Origin of the sequence: Actinopolymorpha sp. B11F2 (genome assembly GCF_040195635.1) — a bacterium.
Lineage (GTDB): Bacteria > Actinomycetota > Actinomycetes > Propionibacteriales > Actinopolymorphaceae > Thermasporomyces.
This window is the reverse complement of the sequence record NZ_JBEFTX010000007.1, coordinates 125934-144154: the sequence shown is the minus strand read 5'-3', so window position 1 is coordinate 144154 and position 18221 is coordinate 125934. Positions and strand designations below refer to the sequence as shown.

General features: G+C 67.4%; 14 protein-coding genes. 10 read left to right on the top strand and 4 right to left on the bottom strand.

All coding sequences use genetic code 11. The features are described 5' to 3' along the window. Positions 1-240 precede the first annotated feature (240 nt). Positions 241-2004 carry a GAF domain-containing sensor histidine kinase gene (locus ABN034_RS15075; RefSeq protein ID WP_349691634.1) on the top strand — a complete coding sequence of 588 codons (1764 nt, stop codon included), beginning with the start codon at positions 241-243 and terminating at the stop codon, positions 2002-2004. Between the two features lie 58 nt (positions 2005-2062). Here ABN034_RS15075 and ABN034_RS15070 read toward each other — a convergent pair whose 3' ends face one another. Beyond that, a complete protein-coding gene (locus ABN034_RS15070; RefSeq protein ID WP_349691633.1) occupies positions 2063-2542 on the bottom strand; it encodes a universal stress protein in 480 nt (159 codons plus the stop codon). A gap of 385 nt (positions 2543-2927) precedes the next feature. On the opposite strand from ABN034_RS15070, the gene ABN034_RS15065 reads away from it, so the two are divergent. Genes ABN034_RS15065 through ABN034_RS15045 form a run of 5 tightly spaced genes read left to right on the top strand, consistent with a single transcriptional unit; the run spans position 2928 to position 8801 of the window. Continuing rightward, the gene (locus ABN034_RS15065; RefSeq protein WP_349691632.1) at positions 2928-4694 is read left to right on the top strand and encodes an ABC transporter substrate-binding protein; all 1767 of its coding nucleotides are present in this window, start codon (positions 2928-2930) and stop codon (positions 4692-4694) included. Then, on the top strand, positions 4687-5799 hold the full coding sequence (locus ABN034_RS15060) for an ABC transporter ATP-binding protein (RefSeq protein WP_349691631.1): 1113 nt from the start codon (positions 4687-4689) through the stop codon (positions 5797-5799). The genes ABN034_RS15065 and ABN034_RS15060 overlap by 8 nt, the downstream gene beginning before the upstream one ends. A 16-nt stretch (positions 5800-5815) precedes the next feature. Then, a complete protein-coding gene (locus ABN034_RS15055; protein ID WP_349691630.1) occupies positions 5816-6916 on the top strand; it encodes an ABC transporter ATP-binding protein in 1101 nt (366 codons plus the stop codon). Further along, entirely contained in the window at positions 6913-7842 is a 930-nt protein-coding gene (locus ABN034_RS15050; RefSeq protein WP_349691629.1) for an ABC transporter permease, read from the top strand. The genes ABN034_RS15055 and ABN034_RS15050 overlap by 4 nt, the downstream gene beginning before the upstream one ends. Beyond that, positions 7842-8801, top strand: coding sequence for an ABC transporter permease (locus tag ABN034_RS15045; protein WP_349691628.1), 960 nt, complete (start codon positions 7842-7844; stop codon positions 8799-8801). Before ABN034_RS15050 ends, ABN034_RS15045 begins: the two co-directional genes overlap by 1 nt. A gap of 132 nt (positions 8802-8933) precedes the next feature. Here ABN034_RS15045 and ABN034_RS15040 read toward each other — a convergent pair whose 3' ends face one another. Next, a complete protein-coding gene (locus ABN034_RS15040; protein ID WP_349691627.1) occupies positions 8934-10613 on the bottom strand; it encodes an ABC transporter substrate-binding protein in 1680 nt (559 codons plus the stop codon). 388 nt (positions 10614-11001) lie between these two features. On the opposite strand from ABN034_RS15040, the gene ABN034_RS15035 reads away from it, so the two are divergent. After that, positions 11002-11451: an NfeD family protein gene (locus ABN034_RS15035; RefSeq protein WP_349328676.1), complete on the top strand. Its 450-nt coding sequence runs from the start codon at positions 11002-11004 to the stop codon at positions 11449-11451. Positions 11452-11579: 128 nt separating this feature from the next. On the opposite strand, the gene ABN034_RS15030 is transcribed toward ABN034_RS15035, so the two are convergent. Next, on the bottom strand, positions 11580-12110 hold the full coding sequence (locus tag ABN034_RS15030) for a hypothetical protein (RefSeq protein ID WP_349691626.1): 531 nt from the start codon (positions 12108-12110) through the stop codon (positions 11580-11582). 94 nt (positions 12111-12204) lie between these two features. Continuing rightward, positions 12205-13188: an aldo/keto reductase gene (locus ABN034_RS15025; protein ID WP_349691625.1), complete on the bottom strand. Its 984-nt coding sequence runs from the start codon at positions 13186-13188 to the stop codon at positions 12205-12207. Between the two features lie 814 nt (positions 13189-14002). On the opposite strand from ABN034_RS15025, the gene ABN034_RS15020 reads away from it, so the two are divergent. The 3 genes from ABN034_RS15020 to ABN034_RS15010 all read left to right on the top strand — a co-directional run bounded on the left by ABN034_RS15020 (position 14003) and on the right by ABN034_RS15010 (position 18128). Next, entirely contained in the window at positions 14003-14272 is a 270-nt protein-coding gene (locus ABN034_RS15020) for a hypothetical protein (protein ID WP_349691624.1), read from the top strand. 146 nt (positions 14273-14418) lie between these two features. Then, entirely contained in the window at positions 14419-15513 is a 1095-nt protein-coding gene (locus ABN034_RS15015) for a HupE/UreJ family protein (RefSeq protein WP_349691623.1), read from the top strand. Positions 15514-15527: 14 nt separating this feature from the next. Further along, entirely contained in the window at positions 15528-18128 is a 2601-nt protein-coding gene (locus ABN034_RS15010) for an outer membrane protein assembly factor BamB family protein (RefSeq protein ID WP_349691622.1), read from the top strand. Positions 18129-18221: the final 93 nt, after the last annotated feature.

The window sequence follows — 18221 nt, the reverse complement described above, 5'->3', positions numbered from 1 at the left end:
AGTCGTCAGGCCAGACAAGGGCGGGCGAGACGCTTTTCATCTTCGCCATTGCCGCACCTGGTACCGATACCAGAATTAGCACGATGGTGTCCTGAACTGCGCGAATACGTTCATGGGACAGCAGCGGGAACCTTTCTGTGCAATGGAAACCTGGGGTGCCCCAATTGGGCGTAGGTTTACGCACCGCGATCCTGCGGCGTGGTCTAGCCTGATGGTTGATTTAAGTCGTAGGAGGCTCCCATGGACTCCGACTCCTCGCCGGGTCCTGACCCCAGGGAGGCCCGGACCCTGCACGACCTGGTGCTGCCCGACCTGAGCCGGCTCCGCCTCGAGACGTTGTTGCGCGAGCTGGTCGATCGGGCTGACCAGTTGGTCGAGAATGAACGGCGCGTGCACCGGCTGCTCGACGCCGTGGTCTCGGTGTCGAGCAACCTCGCCTTGCCTGAGGTGCTCCACCGCATCGTGCGGTCCTCCTGCGATCTGGTCGGCGCCCAGTACGGAGCAATCGGGGTCATCGGCCCGGACCGGACGCTCATCGAGTTCACCACCACGGGAATCAGCGAGCAGAAGCGCGAGGAGATCGGCCATCTGCCGACCGGCAAGGGAATACTCGGCCTGCTGATCAACGAGCCGCATCCCTTGCGGCTGCACGACCTCACCCACCATCCCCATTCGTCGGGGTTCCCCGCGAACCATCCGCCGATGCGCTCGTTTCTCGGCGTACCAGTCCTCGTCCGCGGCGAGGCGTTCGGCAACCTCTACCTGACAGAGAAGCAGGGTGGCGGCGACTTCACCGACGAGGATGAGGAAGTCGTCATCGCTCTCGCCGCCGCGGCCGGGATCGCGATCGAGAACGCGCGGCTCTACGACGTGTCCCGGCGCCGCGAGAGCTGGCTTCTCGCCTCGACCGAGATCACCGCCCAGCTGTTGAGCGGCGCCTCACCCGGCGAGACGCTCGACCTGATCGTCGAGCGTGCCCGGGCGGTCGCGGGCGCGGAGTTGGCCATGCTCGCGCTCGTCGACGAGCAGGGCGGCGACCTCGTCCTGGAAGCCGTTGCCGGACCACAGGCGGAGCGCCTCCGCAAAGAACGGGTGCAGACGGTAGGGACCCCGATCGGCGACGTCATGCGCACCAGCCGGCCCTACGTCTTCGACGGAGATGCCGCCGCCTTCGGCTGGGACCATGACGGCGGCCGGGCATCCCAGCTCAAGGGCGGCTCCATGCTGCTCGTCCCACTCGCCTCAGGGCCGCACATGCTGGGCGTCCTGATCGTGACCCGGCCCGACATCCAGGGCGCGTTCGACCCGTCCGACATGCACATGGTCACGACGTTCGCCGGCCACGCCGCCCTTGCACTCGAGTTCGCCCGCGCGCAGGAGGACCGGGGCAGGCTCGCCGTCTTCGAAGACCGCGACCGGATCGCCCGCGACCTGCACGACCACGTGATCCAGCGACTCTTCGCCGTCGGGCTCGGCCTGCAGGGCATCTCCCGCCAGGTCGTACGCGTCGACCTGGCCGACCGGGTGAGCGGCTACGTGCGTGACCTCGACACGACCATCCAGGAGATCCGGCGGACCATCTTCTCGCTCCAGGAACGGGCCGGTGACCGCCGCAGTCTCCGCGGGCAGGTGCTGGAGATCGCCCAGGACGCCGCGACGTCGCTGGGCTTCGAGCCGCGGGTTGCCCTCGAGGGCCCGCTCGACTCTGCGGTTCCCGACCCGATGCGCCCGGAAGTGCTGGCGACCCTGCGCGAGGCGCTCACCAACGTCGTTCGGCATGCGCACGCCAGCCACGCTGACGTGCTGATCCGAGCGGACGTCCTGCACCGGGTCTTCCAACTGCATGTGACCGACAACGGTGTCGGCGTGCCCGCCGACCCGCCGCGCCGGAGCGGCCTCACGAACATGACAGAGCGTGCGACCCGACTCGGTGGCTATCTCACCATCGAGCCTCGCCCGCAGGGAGGCACCGTCCTCGTGTGGCAGGTTCCGCTGGAACCGTGAACACGGCCAACGGGCTTGTCCGCGGATACGACTGGAGCCGTGAGTAGCCCGGCCCGACCTACGCCGGTCGCCGGCGGGGCGGCGGGATGAGCACGACCGGGCAGTTCGCGCTCCGTGCACATTCCTGTGCCACGTCGCCGAGCAGCAGACCTCGGTGGCGGCCGGTCCCCTCCGCCCCGAGCACGAGCAGGTCCGCCCCCCGTGACACCTCGATCAACACCTGGTCGGGGCTTCCGTCATCCACCCGGCCGACCACGTCGATCTTCTGTTCCTTCAGGGCCGTCACCTGCTGCCAGAGCAGGCCCACCGTGTCCCTCAACGCCAGCGCGCCGTAGCGGCGGGAGTCGACGGTCATCACCGAGCCTTCAGGCTGTCGTACGTGCAGCAGGATCAGCTGGGCGCCGCGCCGGCGCGCCTCATCGGCCGCCCACTGGACCGCGGCATCTGAGGACTCCGATCCGTCGATCCCGACGACGATCGTCGCGCGTCGCGCTTCAGTGCCCCTGGATGACTCGCGAGTCATGGTCGCCTCAGACATGTCGTCAGGTCCTCCCACGAGGGACCATCGTTGGTGATACGTCTCTAATCTCCCGCACGCCCCGCTCCACCGCGAGTGACGAAGTACCTGCACGCCGAAGCCGATGGTCGTCCGTCCCACGGAGTTCGTCCGGTCCGCCGGCAAGGGCGGACTCCGACCAGAATGTGCCAAGAATGCCGGGGCAGAACGGCGAATTCCGGCCGACAGGATCGCAGGTCCGAATTTCCTCTTCAGCGGTTTGAGCGCCGGGCGATGGCGTGGGTATAACCAGGATCGCGGGTGTGCGCGTAATGCGTTGACGGAGGTGACCTGGCCCATGCTGTCGTCGGAAAGACTCTCAGATCCAACAGGCCGGGGCGATCAGGGATTTCACTGGTGCCGAAGAGTGCTGGCGGGACTCTGCGTTCTGTTTCTGCTCGCCGCGTGCACCCGAGGGACAACACCGTCGGTCAACGGCAACAGACCCGGCCAACCCGAGCGGGGCGGCACCCTGAACATGCTGGGGTCGGGGGATGTCGACTACATGGACCCCAACGTCAGCTACTACTCGATCGGCTATCTCGGTCTACGGATGTGGAGCCGACAGTTCTTCACCTATCCGGCGAAGGAAGGCCGGTCCACGTCGGCGGTTCCGGACCTTGCCACAACCCTGCCGAGCAAGGCGAACGGCGGCATCAGCGGCGACGGGAAGACCTACACCATCACCATCCGCGACGGCGCCAAGTGGAACACCGACCCGCAGCGGCAGGTGACCGCCGCCGATGCCGTACGCGGACTGAAGCGCACCTGCAACCCGATTCAGCCGTTCGGAGGAATACCGAACTTCAGGGACCTGATCGTCGGTTACGCGGCATTCTGCGATGGATTTGCCCGGGTACCGCAGAATGCCAAAGCCATTTCCGACTACATCAACAAGAATGACATATCCGGCGTCACAGCAAAGACCGAGCGCACCATTGTCTTCACGCTCACCCATCCAGCGACCTATTTCGTCGACATGCTCACACTTCCCGCCTTCTCGCCAGCTCCGGTCGAATTCCTGCGGTATGCACCGGCCAGCCGGCAGTTGGCCCAGAACACCATCTCCAACGGGCCGTACCAGATCACGTCCTACACCCCGACCAAGCGGATCGAGTTCGAACGCAATCCGGCGTGGGATCCAGCCTCCGACCCCGTCCGCAAGGCCTATGTCGACCAGATAGTGGTCGACCAGACCGTGAGTCAGGAGTCCACCCAGCAACAACTGCAGACCGCCAGCGCCGGCGCGGACATGGAGTGGGACAACTACCCGCCGCCGTCAGCCCTGCCGGGACTCATCGCGAGGCAGGACCCCAACCTGCACCTGGGACCCACCGGCTCGACAAATCCGTACCTCGTCTTCAACACCCTCTCCCCCAACAACGGCAAGGCCCTCACCAAGCCCGTGGTTCGCCAGGCGATCGCGTACGCCATCCATCGGGGCAACCTCATCCAGGCCCTCGGCGGACCGAAGGTCAACAGGCCACTCACGCACGTCCTACCGTCGACCATCCTGGGGAGTACGAACTTCAACCTCTATCCGTACAACCCGGGCAACACCAGAAAGCTGTTCGAGAAGGCCAAGGTCCCACCGGGGATCACCCTGAAGATGCTGTACCGCAACGAGTCCGAGGGAGGCCGCAAGGTCTTCGCGACCCTCCAGCAGAATCTTCAGGAGGTCGGGATCCGCCTCGTCGGCGTTGCCGTGCCCAATGCCGACTTCTACACGAAGTACGTTCAGGTGCCGACGGTCGCACGGCGCGGCGTGTGGGACATCGCGCTCGCCAGCTGGGGACCGGACTGGTACGGCAACGCCGCACTGTCGTTCTTCGGGCCGCTGTTCGCCGGCGCCACGTCGTACCCGCCGACGGGCAGCAACTTCGGCTTCTACACCAGCAAGGCGACCAACCGGTTGGTCCAGCTGGCGGCCACCGCCACGACACCTGAGGAGGCCGCGACTCTGTGGGCGCAGGCGGATCGTCAGGTGATGAAGGAGGCTCCGGTCTATCCGATCACCAATCCACTGCAGCCGAACTATCACGCGTCCCAGGTGCGCAACGCGGTCTACATCCCGGCCCTGCAGAACTTCGACCCGACGAACGTCTGGCTGGAGCCGGGCAGGCGAGGTGGCTGACCCCGCTTCGCGCCGCGAGGGTGTCGGTCTGCTCCTGGAGGTGACGGACCTGCGGGTGTCGTTCCGTACCTCCGACGGGGTGCTCCACGCCGTGCGCGGGATCTCCTTCGACGTCGCCGCCGGACAGACGCTCGCGATCGTGGGCGAGTCGGGCTCGGGGAAGAGCGTCGCGACCCAGGCACTCGTCGGCCTCACTCGTGGCGCCGAGGTCAGTGGGCGGGCACTGTTCGCGGGAAGAGACATGGCGACGCGCGAGGATCGGTTGACAGCGGGCGACGGCGATCAGGGGGCCGGCAGGGACCTTCTGGCGATGGGCGAGGACGAGCTGCGGGATGTCCGGGGAGCCGAGATCGGCATGGTCTTCCAGGACTCGCAGTCCAGCCTGCATCCGTACTACCGGGTCGGCTGGCAGATCGCGGAGATGGTCCGCGCGCACGACCGGTCGGTGTCGCGGGCAGCCGCACGCCAGCGCGCGATCCGTCTGCTCGCCCGCGTCGGCATCCCCCAGCCCGAACGACGGGTGGACGACTTCCCGCACCAGTTCTCCGGCGGCATGCGGCAGCGGGTCATGATCGCGATGGCGATGGCACTCGGTCCCGTCCTGCTCATCGCCGACGAACCCACCACCGCCCTGGACGTCACCGTGCAGGCACAGGTGCTGGAAGTGATCGGTGGGCTACGGCGCGAGTCCGGCATGGCCGTGCTCCTCATCACCCACGACCTCGGTGTCGTGGCGGAGGTCGCCGACGAGATCGTCGTGATGTACGCCGGTGCGGTCATGGAGCGCGCGGGTCGCAGGGAACTTTTCTACCGGTTCCACCACCCCTACACCGAAGGGCTGTTGAACTCCCTCCCCTCCGACCAGGCCGAGCGCCGGCGGCTGCGGCCCATCCCAGGCACCCCGCCGAGCCTGATCGAGGTCCCTGGAGGGTGCCCGTTCCATCCCCGTTGCCCGTACGTCTTCGACCGGTGTCGTACGGACGTCCCTCCGCTGCGCCCGGTCTACGGCGACGACGCCCACCGGTCCGCGTGCTGGCTGCCTGTCGACGAGGCCGCCAGGATTGCCGCGCGCTCAGACCTGGGGGGCAGCGGCCATGGCACCTGACGGCCAACCCCCGCTCATGGACACCCCGGAGCAAGCGAGCGATGCCGACGCCCTGCTGCGGGTGGAGAACGTGGTGAAGTGGTTTCCCTTGCGTTCGGAGCGGCTCCTGCGCCGGAGCACCGACCATGTGCGGGCGGTCGACGGCGTGAGTCTGTCGGTCAGACCCGGCGAGACCCTCGGCCTGGTCGGAGAGACCGGGTGCGGCAAGTCCACGCTCGCCCGCTGCATGTCCCGGTTGTACGACGTCACGTCGGGACGCGTCGTCTTCGACGGCGACGAGATCACCACGTTGCCGCGTCGAGAGGTCCGCCGGCTGCGCCGGGAGATGCAACTGGTCTTCCAGGATCCCTACGGCTCGCTCAACCCGAGGCGCCGGGTCGGCTCCATCATCGGCGACCCGTTCGCGATCCACCGGGTGGCGCGAGGGGCCGAACGCCGGCGCCGGGTCAGGGAGCTGATGGGGCTCGTGGGGCTGAATCCCGAGCACTACAACAGGTTCCCGGCGGACTTCTCCGGTGGGCAGCGGCAGCGGATCGGGGTGGCCCGCGCCCTCGCACTGCGACCGAAGCTGCTCATCTGCGACGAACCCGTCTCGGCGCTCGACGTCTCGATCCAGGCGCAGATCATCAACCTACTCGCCGACCTGCAGGCCGAACTCGCCCTCACGTACGTCTTCATCGCCCACGATCTCGCCGTCGTACGCCATGTCAGCGACCGGATCGCGGTGATGTATCTGGGCAGGATCGTCGAGATCGCCGACACCGACGGCTTGCACGCGCGACCCCGGCATCCGTACACCGCGGCCTTGCTGTCGGCGGTGCCGGTGCCGGACCCTGACCTGTCCGATCGGCGGGAGCGGGTGATCCTACGGGGCGACGTGCCCTCGCCGATCAACCCGCCGATCGGCTGCAGGTTCCACCCGCGTTGCCCCAAGGCGCGGGACCGGTGCGTGACCGAGGAGCCGCCGCTCATCAGTCGGGGCGAGGACCCGCCCAGCCACCTCACCGCCTGTCACTATCCGGTCGAACCTGGAGAGCGGCTCGCGGCCGAGCGACCCCGACTCGCGGCCGAGCACACCGAATGGCGTGGCGGCCCGAACGGTGGAGGTCGACCGTGACCGTCCCGGGTCAGCTCGACTTCGAGCTCGACGCGAACGAGCCCGCGGGCACGATCCAGGCCCGCAACCCGTGGCGGCTCGCGTGGGAGCGGCTGCGCCGGGACCGGGTGGCGATCGGGTCCGCCGTGGTCATCGTGCTCATCGTGGCGGTCGCGGCCGGAGCCCCCGTGTTCGCCCTGCTCACCGGGCACGGCGTCGACACGCAGTACCGGACGACCGGGCTCACGCCCGACGGACTGCCCACGCCGCCGAGCCGCGAGTTCTGGCTGGGAACCGACGACCTCGGGCGTGACCTCGTGGTCCGGATCGCGTACGGCGCCCGCATCTCGCTGCTCGTCGGTGTGGTCGCCACCCTGCTCACCGTGGCGACCGGCGTCGTGGTCGGGCTGGCCGCCGGCTACTTCGGCGGGATCGTCGACACCGTGCTCGCCCGGCTGGTCGACGTGGTGCTGTCGTTCCCGTTCCTGCTCTTCGCGATCTCCCTGGTGTCGCTCACCGGGCCGAGCCTCGCCGTCGCTGTCCTGGCGATCAGCGCGTTCAGCTGGGCCGCGGTCGCGCGCATCGTGAGGGGCCAGGTGCTGTCCGTCCGCGAGCGGGAGTTCGTCGAGGCGGCGCGTTCGCTGGGGGCGAGCGACTGGCGGATCATCTTCGTCGACGTCCTGCCGAACGTCCTCGCGCCGATCATCGTCTACACCACCCTGCTCGTCCCGACCGTCATCGTGGTCGAGGCCACGCTGTCGTTCCTCGGTCTCGGCGTACCACCCCCGACCCCGACCTGGGGCGGCATGCTCAGCGACGCCGTGAACTACTACCAGGTGGCGTGGTGGTACGTCGTCTTCCCAGGTGCCGCGCTCGTCCTCACCACTTTGGCGTTCAACCTGCTGGGCGACGGTGTCCGTGACGCCTTCGGGGGGACGGACCGCTGATGACGCGGTTCCTGGTGCGGCGAATCTCCCACGGCGTACTCGTCCTGGTGCTCATCACCATGATGGTCTTCGCCCTCTTCTACGTCGCGCCCAACAACGTCGCGCGGACACTGGCTGGTCGGCAGGCGACTCCTGAGACCATCGCCCTGATCGAGCGGCGTCTCGGCCTCGACCAGCCCGTGTGGCGGCAGTACCTCGACTTCTGCTGGAACGCCCTGCACGGCGACCTCGGCTTCGACTACTACCACCAGGTCCCGGTCACCACGATCATCGCGCAGGCCCTACCTGCCACCCTGTCCCTGGCGCTCGGTGCGGCCGTCATCTGGATCCTGCTCGGCGTGGTCGGCGGTGTCCTGGCGGCCGTGCGCGCGCGATCCTGGGTCGACCGGGCGATCACCGGGTCGGCGCTCTTCTTCTACTCGATGCCGACGTTCCTGCTCGGGCTCCTGTTGCTCTTCGTCTGCTACTACGAGCTGACACTCGCGGGTCTCACGATCTTTCCGCCAGGCGGCTACTTTCCGTTCACCGAGAACCCGCTGGAATGGATGCGGCATCTGGTCCTGCCCTGGCTCACACTCGCGCTTGTCCTCGCCGCCACCTACACCCGGCTCACCCGCGGCTCGATGCTCGACGTCATGGACGAGGACTACATCAGAACCGCGCGGTCCAAGGGACTTCGCGAGCGTCGGGTCATCTACCGACACGGGCTGCGCAGCGCGCTCACGCCGGTCGTCACGCAGTTCGGGATCGATCTCGGCCAGCTTGTCGGCGGCGTCATCGTCACCGAGACGGTGTTCAGCATCGACGGCCTCGGCAAGACCGCCATCGACGCGATCACCCAACAGGATCGACCGGTCATCATCGGGATCGTGATGTTCGCGGCGGTGGCTGTGGTCGTCGCCAACGTTCTGGTCGACCTCGCCTACGCCGTCCTCGACCCGCGGGTACGCCTGCACTGACCTCGACACCTGTTGTGCTCCGCGCTCACGCGTGCCCCGACCATCCCGTGATCCTGATCGTGATCATGAAGGATAAGGGGGCTCTACCACCGCAAGACCTTCATGACCACGATCATGACCACCAGGATTTGGTCAGGCGTCGAGGGCGGGACGGATCTTCTGCTCGTACCAGGCGCGGAAGACGCCGTCGTAGAACTCCGGCGCGTTCTGCTGCCAGAACGCATCGTGTGCCTCGTAGTACTTGCGCGCACCGGCCGTGAACTCCTCGTCCGCGATACTCGAGGTGAAGCTCTTGGCCTGGGTGTTGCGGACGTTCTCCGTACGCAACAGGTCGGCAGCGATGTCGACGTCGCCTCGTTCGTACCACCACTTCGAGAAGGCGTCGTCGACGGCTTCCGACGTCGGCCCGACCTGTTCCTCGACGGGGATGTACCACGCCGTGTTCGGCATCAGCTCGTGGTCGCCGGCCGCCCGGACCGCCTCCATGAACTCCGTGCCCCACGCCTCCTCCGGCGAGCCTGGCATCCCGTCGAGTGTGTCCTTCAACACCGGCGTGATCTTGTCGAAGTTGTAGACCTGCTTGAGATCATTGGTCTCTTCGTACAGCATGTTCTTCTGCTTGACGAAGCCTTCGCCGATCATGTACACGTGCAGGTCGAAGATGGCCGACAGCTCGTCGTCGTCGAGGTCTGGGCTGAACGACACCGCGTCGATCTGGCCCTGGGACAGGTCCGGGCGGTACCCGTTGCGGCCCGTCGGTGGCGGTGCCCAGCCGACGACGTCCTCCAGTGGCTTGTCGAGCTTCTTCGCCAACGCCATGTGGGTCGTGTCGGCGGTCGGTTCGGCCGTGTAGAAGACGACGGTGTTCATGTGCATGCAGGCGTCACCACGGACGAAAGCGTTCCAGATCTCGCCGTCGCCGAAGGTGACGTCGGCCATCACCGACTCGTCCTCGAACCGCATGTCGCGCATTTCGCCGATGATCCGCGCCCAGTGGTCGACGTTCGACGAATAGTCCCAGGTCCAGTTCCAGGGCGTCTCTGGCGCGGGAATCTCCGACAGCAGGCCAAGCCCCTCCGCGGAGACACCACCCTGCAGCCCCCAGCTCTGCAGCGCGATGCCCTTACGCTTGCCCTCGGTCATGCCCTTGGCCAGCTCGCGGACGTCGGCCCAGGTCCATCCCGGCTCGGGCATCTTCAGACCCAGCTCGTTGACCAGGTCCTTGCGATAGTGGATGCCGACGCCGACGTTGTACGACGAAGGGGCTGCGTAGTAGCTGCCGTTGACGGTCCAGATCTTCTCCCAGATCGGCCGGGCGTAGTCGGCGAGCCGCGGCAACAGCTTGCTCTCGTCGACGTGCTCGGTGACGTCGGCGGCAAGGCCCTGCAGGAAGGCAGACCGGATACCCGCCGCGTCCCAGCTCCCGATCACGTTGCTGACGAAAGCCGCCGGCGCCGTCCCACCGGTCAGGGCAGTGGTGATGGCTTCCTGGTCCCAGACGTTGACGCTCACCTTCTTGAACTGCACGCCAGGGTTCTTCTTGAGCCACGCCTGCAGTGATTCGGCGTACGCACGACTGCCGATCGAGGCCTTCTGCTCCTTCTTCGTCGGCATCGGGCCGTAGGGCCCGTCCGCACTGACGTTCAGGGTCACGTCGCTCGATGACCCGCCGGGCCCATCGCTGTTGCAGGCGCTGAGCACCGCGCCGCCGCCGAGCAACGCGCCCGCGGCACCGACGGCCTTGAGAAAGTTGCGCCGTGACGTGAATCCCGACCAGCTCATCGCCGCACTCTCTGGCCCTGACTCGCCCATGGACTCACTCCTTCGCAGGAAACCTCACCGAAGGTGAGGAATCGTCCTCAGCTGTCCGGGATGGACACGACCACGCCGAAGGGGAAAGGTCCCCGATTGTCTTGGAGGTCACGCCTGTCACCGATGCACCCGGACGGTACCAGTTGGACCAGGCTCGTTCCATACCACGCATGACCAGTGCCGGTCGTCGCATCCGAAGCCGTACGAAGCGAATCCGCGGTCATCGTCGGGCGTCGACCGAGAAGGTCCGACCGGCATCGCATCGGAGCTGATCCGGCCTGCCCCGGTTCCGGTCGATTCCCCCCATCTGCGCAGGCCCGTTCCTGCTCCCCGAGGCCAGTTCTTGACTACGGTCGTGAGTGGGGCACGCCCGCAGAGCAGGTGAGCTATGGATGCGTGGATCGTCTGGTTGGTCATCGCGCTGCTGCTCGGAGTCGCCGAGCTTCGCAGCCTCACCCTCTATCCCGCCATGGGCGCTGGCGCCGCCCTCACGACCATGATGGTGGCGGCGTTCGGCGCCTCGGCACCGTTCCAATTGGTCGCATTCACGGTGAGTGCGCTGCTGCTTGTCGTATTCGTACGCCCGCTCGGACAGCACGCACTCCGCAAGGCTCCCCTCATCCGCTCCGGGGCGGCCGCACTGGTCGGCAAGGAGGCCCTGGTTCTGCACGAGATCACCCGGCACGCCGGACGGGTGCGAATCGGCGGTGAGGAGTGGACCGCCCGTCCGTACGACTCGTCCCTCGTCATCCCGGAGGGGACCACCGTCGAGATCTTTGCGATCGAGGGGGCCACCGCCCTCGTCCACCCGAACGAAGAGACCGTTCTCGACCAGTGACCATTTTGCCTCTGACCCTGCTCGACGCAGGACGCTCCAGCCGTGGGCCCCCCACCCCGTCGGCGACAAACCTGTCCGGGCGACCGGCCAACGATGCGGTGAGGTCCAGGCGGCAGGAGCGGCCCGCGTCAACGTTGTGGGCAGATCGAGTTCAGGCTTTCCCTCAGGTTCGCCGCGTTCGTCTCCACCTCGTCCACGGCGGACCTGACCTGCGGCCAGATCTCGGTCGGGCTCTCCCCATCCCGCACGCGCCGCACCGCGCTCCCGAGGTCGGCAACGCTGGCGGACAGGGCGGCGGCCTGCTGCCTGACCTCCCCGGAAGCCGACGCGCGCAGGCGGCGAAGGTCGGCCTGGAGGCGTTTGACCGCCGCCTCAGCGCCATTGATCCCGGTGAAGTCCCGACTCAGCAGGGAGTTCAGAGACTTCCAGACCGCCTCGGCATTCGCGCAGACGGCCTGCGTTCCGCTCGGCCTGGCCGTCGGCGTCACCATGGCACTCGCCGGACTCGCGGGACTCAAACGCTCGGTCGGCTCGGGGCGTTCGCATGCCATCATCCCCGACCCCAACAAGGTCACCGCGGCAACTCCGGCGACCAGCCGTCGTCCGACACTCCGCGTGTCGTTCGTACCGCCGGCCGTACGACGCACCTCGTAGCCCATGCCACGCTCTCCCTCCACGAGACAGCGCCAGCGTCGAGGCCATCGACGCCGAAGTCGCCCTCCGCAGCGGGTGAGATGGGTCAGGACGTCGCGGCTACCACCGGTCGTGCACCTGTGGGCGGATCAGGTCGTCGTAGACAGCACGGACCGCCTCGTGCGTCGCCGTTGGCAGGGGGGCGAGTCCGGCCGCCCGCGCATTCGACCCGACCTGGGCAGGGTTGCGAGCCCCGGGGATGACGACGCTCACACCGGGCTGGTCGAGAATCCAGCGGAGTGCGAACTCCGCCATCGTGGTCTCGGGCGGCACCAGCGGCAGCAGCCGCGCCACGGCGGCGAGCCCCACCTCGAAGTCGACGCCGGAGAACGTCTCGCCGACATCGAACGCCGCGCCCTGCCGGTTGTAGGTACGGTGATCATCGGCGCCGAACCGGGTCGTTGTGTCATACCTCCCCGACAGCAGTCCGCTGGCGAGTGGTACCCGGGCGATGATGCCGACGCCCGCTTCCCGCGCCGCCGGCAGCACCGCGTCGAGCGGTTTGAGGCGGAAGGCGTTGAGGATGATCTGGACGCTCGCGACTCCCGGCCGCGCGATCGCGGCGAGTGCTTCCGCACACGTCTCCACGCTGACGCCGTACGCCGCGATCCGGCGTTCGGCGACCAGGGTGTCGAGGTCGTCGTAGACCTGCTGGGTGGAGAACACCGGCGTGGGCGGGCAGTGCAGCTGGACGAGGTCCAGCGTGTCCATGCGGAGGTTCTCCCGGGACCGGTCCGTCCAGTCCCGGAAGTTCGCCAACGTGTAGTGCGCCGGATCCTGGGCGACGCGGCGGCCCATCTTCGTCGCCACCGTGACGCCAGCATCAGGACGTTCCGCGAGAAACTGACCGATCAGTCGCTCGCTTCGCCCATCGCCATAGACATCGGCCGTGTCGACGAAGGTGATGCCCGCGTCAACCGCCGCCGCCAGCGTCGCCTGCGCGTCGGCGGTGCTGACGTCGCCCCAGCCACCACCGAGCTGCCACGCGCCCATGCCGACGACGCCGACCTTGCGACCGGTACGCCCGAGAATGCGTTCGTCCATGGTCGGAGCCTAAAGGACCCGGCGATACCGGCCCGCGGCACGGGTCAGGCTGCCGCGAGACGCCTCCGGCACGCCGTGTAGAGCTCCTTGACCAGAACGTCCACCAGAGCGGCCAACGCCGCGCCGGCCAGTGCGTACAAGACGGTTTCCACTGCGTGGCCTCCCTCGGCTTCTTCGGCCGTCGACACAGTGCTCGACGACAACGCCTGACGCTAAGGAGTGTGGGCGGCGAGCAAGGAGCCTTCAGGTGAACGGCAGGAGAATCCGGGTCGAACACAACTCGCCATCTCGGCTTCGAGGACCTTCGGCTCTACAGCATCGCGACCCGACCGTTGAGACTCGTGACGCGAAGGGGGCGGTCATGGCAGATACAACCACGCGTACGGCCAAGCGCTCGGCGAAGCGTCCGACCAAGAAGAGCGCGGACGGACGCACGGCACGGCGTACACCCGCGAAGCGGACCACAGCGAAGCGCGCCGGAGGTCAGCGTGTGGGAGCGAAGCGGGTAGGTGCCAAGCGCACCACCGCGAAGCGCACGACCGCGAAGCGACAGCCCGCCAAACGGGCCACGACCGGTAGAACGGCGAAGACCACGGCCAAAAAGGCCAGTGGGCGGCGCGGCGCCGCGAAACGAGCACAGCGGTTGTCCCCGAAGACAACGGGCAGACAGCCTTCCACAACGGTCGACGTGCCGGTTCCCCATCCGACGATGCCGCATCTGGACTTCTGGCACCTTCCGCTACCACGCTCCCTCGCAGGCTCGCTCGCCCGACTGCCACGTCCCTCGATGCCACAGATGCCACGGATGCCACGGATGCAGCTTCCGCGGATGCCGGACGGCAAGCCGAACGGGCGGGCCGGCCAGATGCTGTGGTACGGCGGGCTCGCGGCAGTCGCGGCCATGGGGGTCGTCGAGTGGCCGGTGGCCGCCGTGGTGGCGGCTGGCTCGTACGTCGTCGACCGGCGGATGAAGGAGGCTCGGCGGACGAAGCCGGCGGACGCCCAGCGAACTGGTAGGCGGAAAGAGTCCGGGACCCGAACGCGCACGCGACCGGCGACCGGCAGGTCACGTCGTCCGCAGTAAGAACGGCCCGTCCCGGTATACAAGCATTGTCGCTGTCAACACACCGCGCAAAGCTGGTCTGGATATTTCCGGACACGAGATGTTCATGTGTCCGTTTCTGATCCATCCCTCGAACTGGTTAATTGTCTCGCCTATTCTCCAGGGCTGTGATCACCCGGGGTCGGTGGTATCTCGTCGTCGTCGCCATGGCCTGTGCCGTGTGCGCGCCCACGTCCGCACTCGCTCATGTGCGTTCGTCAGAAGGGACCTCCGTCATCCGTCAGGATGGCGAGCACGTGCGGTTCGTCACGACGTTGGAGTACGACGTGCTCGCCGCGGCCGCCGGCCTGGGTGCTCCGGCGAGTGGCGACACCGACGCCGGACGTGCTCAGCGAATAGTGGATCGGCGCGAGGAGTTGGCGCGCTATCTCTCCGGTCGGGTGACAGTTTCACTGGACGGAGTTCAGTGCGAGGGCGAGTTCGAGAACGCCGGCCTGGTCCATCGCCAAGGGACGCCGTACATCGAAAGTGCCCTAGTATATCAGTGTCCCGGCAAGCCAGACGGCAGCTATCGCGTGCGTTACGGAGTCTTCTCCACCGAGGACGCCGTGGTCGACAATCACACCAATGTCGTCGACTACCAGATCGGTGGCACGAGCGGGGTGTTCGTCTTCGACCAGGGGCACCGGGAGCTCGAAGCGGGGCGTACTGCCGTCCTCACCGCACTCGGCCGGTTCGTCGTCATGGGGGTCGAGCACATTCTCGGTGGCCTCGACCATGTGCTCTTCCTCGCCGTCCTGCTGATCGGCGCGCGCGGCCTGGGCAGTGTCGTCAAGGTAGCCACCAGTTTCACCGTCGCCCACAGCCTCACCCTCGCGCTCGGCGCGGTCGGCTGGGTCGAGGTCCCGGGTCAGGTCGTCGAACCGCTGATCGCGTTGTCCATCGCCTACGTCGCGGCCGAGAACATTCTCGGTGGTGAGTCGCGCCATCGGCTGGGCATCGTGTTCGGGTTCGGGCTGCTGCACGGCCTCGGCTTCGCCAGCACGCTGAACTTCACCGACGGGTTGACGCCACGACTCATCGGTTCCCTCGCGAGCTTCAACCTCGGCATCGAGCTCGGACAGGTCCTGCTCATCTGCGTTCTGTTTCCGCTGCTGCTGTTCATCCGTCGTTTCGCCTGGTCTTCCGTCGCCCACACCGTCGCGACCACGGCGGCCGCGATGCTCGCCATGACCTGGTTCTTCCAGCGTCTCCTCACCTGATCGGAGCACCAGACATGGGAACGACAAACGGTCTCGGTGGCGTGCGCGGCGCGCCCGCGTCGGCGCGACTCGTGCTCGGAGCCAGCACAGGCATTCTGGCTGCGCTGGTCCTCGCCCCACCACTCACACCCGTGATCGCGCAAGCGGTCGACCCGACCGCCGCAGGGGTGACCGGCATCGTCTACCGCGACAGCAACGGCAACGGCCAAAGGGACGCGGGCGAGTCCGGAGTCCCGGACGTGAGCGTTTCCGACGGGGCCAGGACGGTCCAGACCGACGACCAGGGCGGCTACTCGCTCGATGTGGACGTCGACCGGCGGATCACCGACATCATCTACATCAGCAAGCCGGCCGGCTACGCCGTGGCGACCGACGAGTTCAAGACACCGCAGTTCTACCGGAACCTCGGTGAGCTCGCCGACGGCGCGAGTGTCGAGGCGGACTTCGCGTTACGTCCCGACCCGAACTCGCGCCAAGGTGACTTCACCTTCGCCAACGTCGCGGACACCCACGTCAACCCCAACGTCGCCACCCAACTCCAGCAGATCAACGACACCGCGCAGGACCTGGCGTTCGTCCAGATCAGCGGCGACCTCACCAACAACGCCACCGACGCGGAGTTCGAGTCCTACCTGCGGTCCACGGCCGCGTCGGCTCTACCGGTGTGGCCAGCGGTCGGCAACCACGAGTACTTCAACGGGGGCGAGCCGACCTACCCGGCGCGGATCGACAACTACCGCAGGCACGTCGGCCCGGAGTGGTACTCCTTCGGCTACGGCGACCGGCACTTCGTGGTGCTCGAGAACAACGGCGCAGCCCCGTTCGAGGAACAGCACGCCTGGTTGCTGCAGGACCTCCAGACCCATGCCGAGGACAAGCGTGTCGTGGTGCTCATGCACCAGCCGATGAACGTGCCGTTCGGCTCGCCGACCGCCTACGACGCCTTCCAGGAGCTCTTCGAGTCCTACGACACCGAACTGGTCCTGGTCGGCCACGAGCACTCCAACCAGGCAGACGTGACCTGGGTCAGGGGCGCCCGTCACGTGCAGACGAACTCCAGCTCCTACACGATCGACCACAGCCCGCGTGGGTTCCGTTACGTCCACATGCGCGGGAAGGGCTCGGACAACCCGTTCCGGATGTACGGAGTGGACCGCGCGCTGACGGTCACTAATCCGGGACCGGGCAAAGAGGTGTCGGCGAAGGCGCTGAAGGAGATCCAGGTCAACGCGTACCACACCGCCGACGAGGTGCGGCAGGTCCGCTACCGGCTCGACGGCGGAGGCCAGTGGCGCGACCTCGCGCGCTCCGGCGATTTCACGTGGTACGGCGGCTACCCGTCCAGCGCTCGTTCGCCAGGCAAGCACCGGGTGGACGTCGAGGCCGTCGCGTCCGGCGGCGCACGGTGGAAGACGACGACGACGTACACGGTGACCGACGAGGCACCGCCTACGATCCAGGCGGGTGCCGACTGGCCGCAGTTCCATGGCGACCCGAGTCACAGCGGGGTCGCCTCCGAGGTGCTGGCACCGGGGCTCGACCTTGCCTGGACCTATCGCACGCCGGGCGCGATCCTCACCGGTTCCCCGGTCATCGCCGGGGGAATCGCCTATGTCGGCACGCGTGACGAGAACGACGTCAAGACCAACGCCGTTCATGCGGTCGACATGACGACGGGTAAGCGGGTCTGGTCCGCGCGCACCGATGCCTCGGTGCACGGCACTCCCGCGGTCGCCGACGGGTTGGTGTTCGTACCGACCCTGAATGCCACGCTGTACGCGTTCGATGCAAAGACCGGTGCGCTCCGGTGGAAGCGGGAGGCGGAGGCCGCGGATCCGCCGGCCATCCAGCGGAAGTACTCCTACTACTCCCCCGCGGTCGCCGACGGAAAGGTCTACTGGCCCTACCAGACGCGACACGGTGCGGCGAGCCGTGGCCTGCTGGCCGCCCTCGACACGAAGACCGGCTCTCCGGTCTGGGAGTCACCGATGACCGGAGCGACGATGAGCGACGGGACCCCGGCGGTCGCGGACGGACGCGTCTACGTCGGTAACCAGACCGCCGACCGGGTAATCGCCTACGACGCCGCCACCGGGCAGCAGTTGTGGGTCGCCACGGCCCGCCTCGGCGGCTGGCAGGACGGAACACCGATGGTGGCCGGCAACCGGCTCTTCATCGGCTCGAACAACGGCCTCATCGCACGAGACGCGACGACGGGCGCCGACCTGTGGACCTACCGGAGCCCGGGGCCGTCGTTCATTCCACAGAACGCGACACCGGCGACACCGGCAGTTGTCGAGGACACTGCCTATGTCGGCTTCCCGGACGGCCGGGTGACGGCACTCGACGTCGAGACGGGTGCGGTCGTGTGGAGTGTTCTGCTGCCGGGCAAGCCGTACCTCGGTGGCGTCCTGTCGGCTCCCGCGGTCAGCGGTGACACGGTGTACGTCGGGTCCAACGGCGGACACGTCTACGCCCTCGACCGGGCGACGGGCAGTGAACAGTGGAGCTACGAGATCGGCACCTGGGTGGCGTCGGGTCCCGCGATCTCCGGAAACGCGCTGCTGGTCGGTGCCTGGGACGGCAACCTCTACGCCTTCGCGGCCAGGAAGTAAGCCTGGAAGTAAGCCTGGAAGTAAGCAGATCAGGAAGCCTCTCGTGCCCTGAATGACCACGTTCAGCATGCTTCTGCCCGTCTACACCGGTGT

Coding starts and splice junctions, on each gene's coding strand:
- ABN034_RS15075 (WP_349691634.1), top strand. CDS start 241: ATGGACTCCGACTCCTCGCCGGGTCCTGACCCCAGGGAGGCCCGGACC.
- ABN034_RS15070 (WP_349691633.1), bottom strand. CDS start 2,542: ATGTCTGAGGCGACCATGACTCGCGAGTCATCCAGGGGCACTGAAGCG.
- ABN034_RS15055 (WP_349691630.1), top strand. CDS start 5,816: ATGGACACCCCGGAGCAAGCGAGCGATGCCGACGCCCTGCTGCGGGTG.
- ABN034_RS15045 (WP_349691628.1), top strand. CDS start 7,842: ATGACGCGGTTCCTGGTGCGGCGAATCTCCCACGGCGTACTCGTCCTG.
- ABN034_RS15040 (WP_349691627.1), bottom strand. CDS start 10,613: ATGGGCGAGTCAGGGCCAGAGAGTGCGGCGATGAGCTGGTCGGGATTC.
- ABN034_RS15035 (WP_349328676.1), top strand. CDS start 11,002: ATGGATGCGTGGATCGTCTGGTTGGTCATCGCGCTGCTGCTCGGAGTC.
- ABN034_RS15030 (WP_349691626.1), bottom strand. CDS start 12,110: ATGGGCTACGAGGTGCGTCGTACGGCCGGCGGTACGAACGACACGCGG.
- ABN034_RS15025 (WP_349691625.1), bottom strand. CDS start 13,188: ATGGACGAACGCATTCTCGGGCGTACCGGTCGCAAGGTCGGCGTCGTC.
- ABN034_RS15020 (WP_349691624.1), top strand. CDS start 14,003: ATGCAGCTTCCGCGGATGCCGGACGGCAAGCCGAACGGGCGGGCCGGC.
- ABN034_RS15010 (WP_349691622.1), top strand. CDS start 15,528: ATGGGAACGACAAACGGTCTCGGTGGCGTGCGCGGCGCGCCCGCGTCG.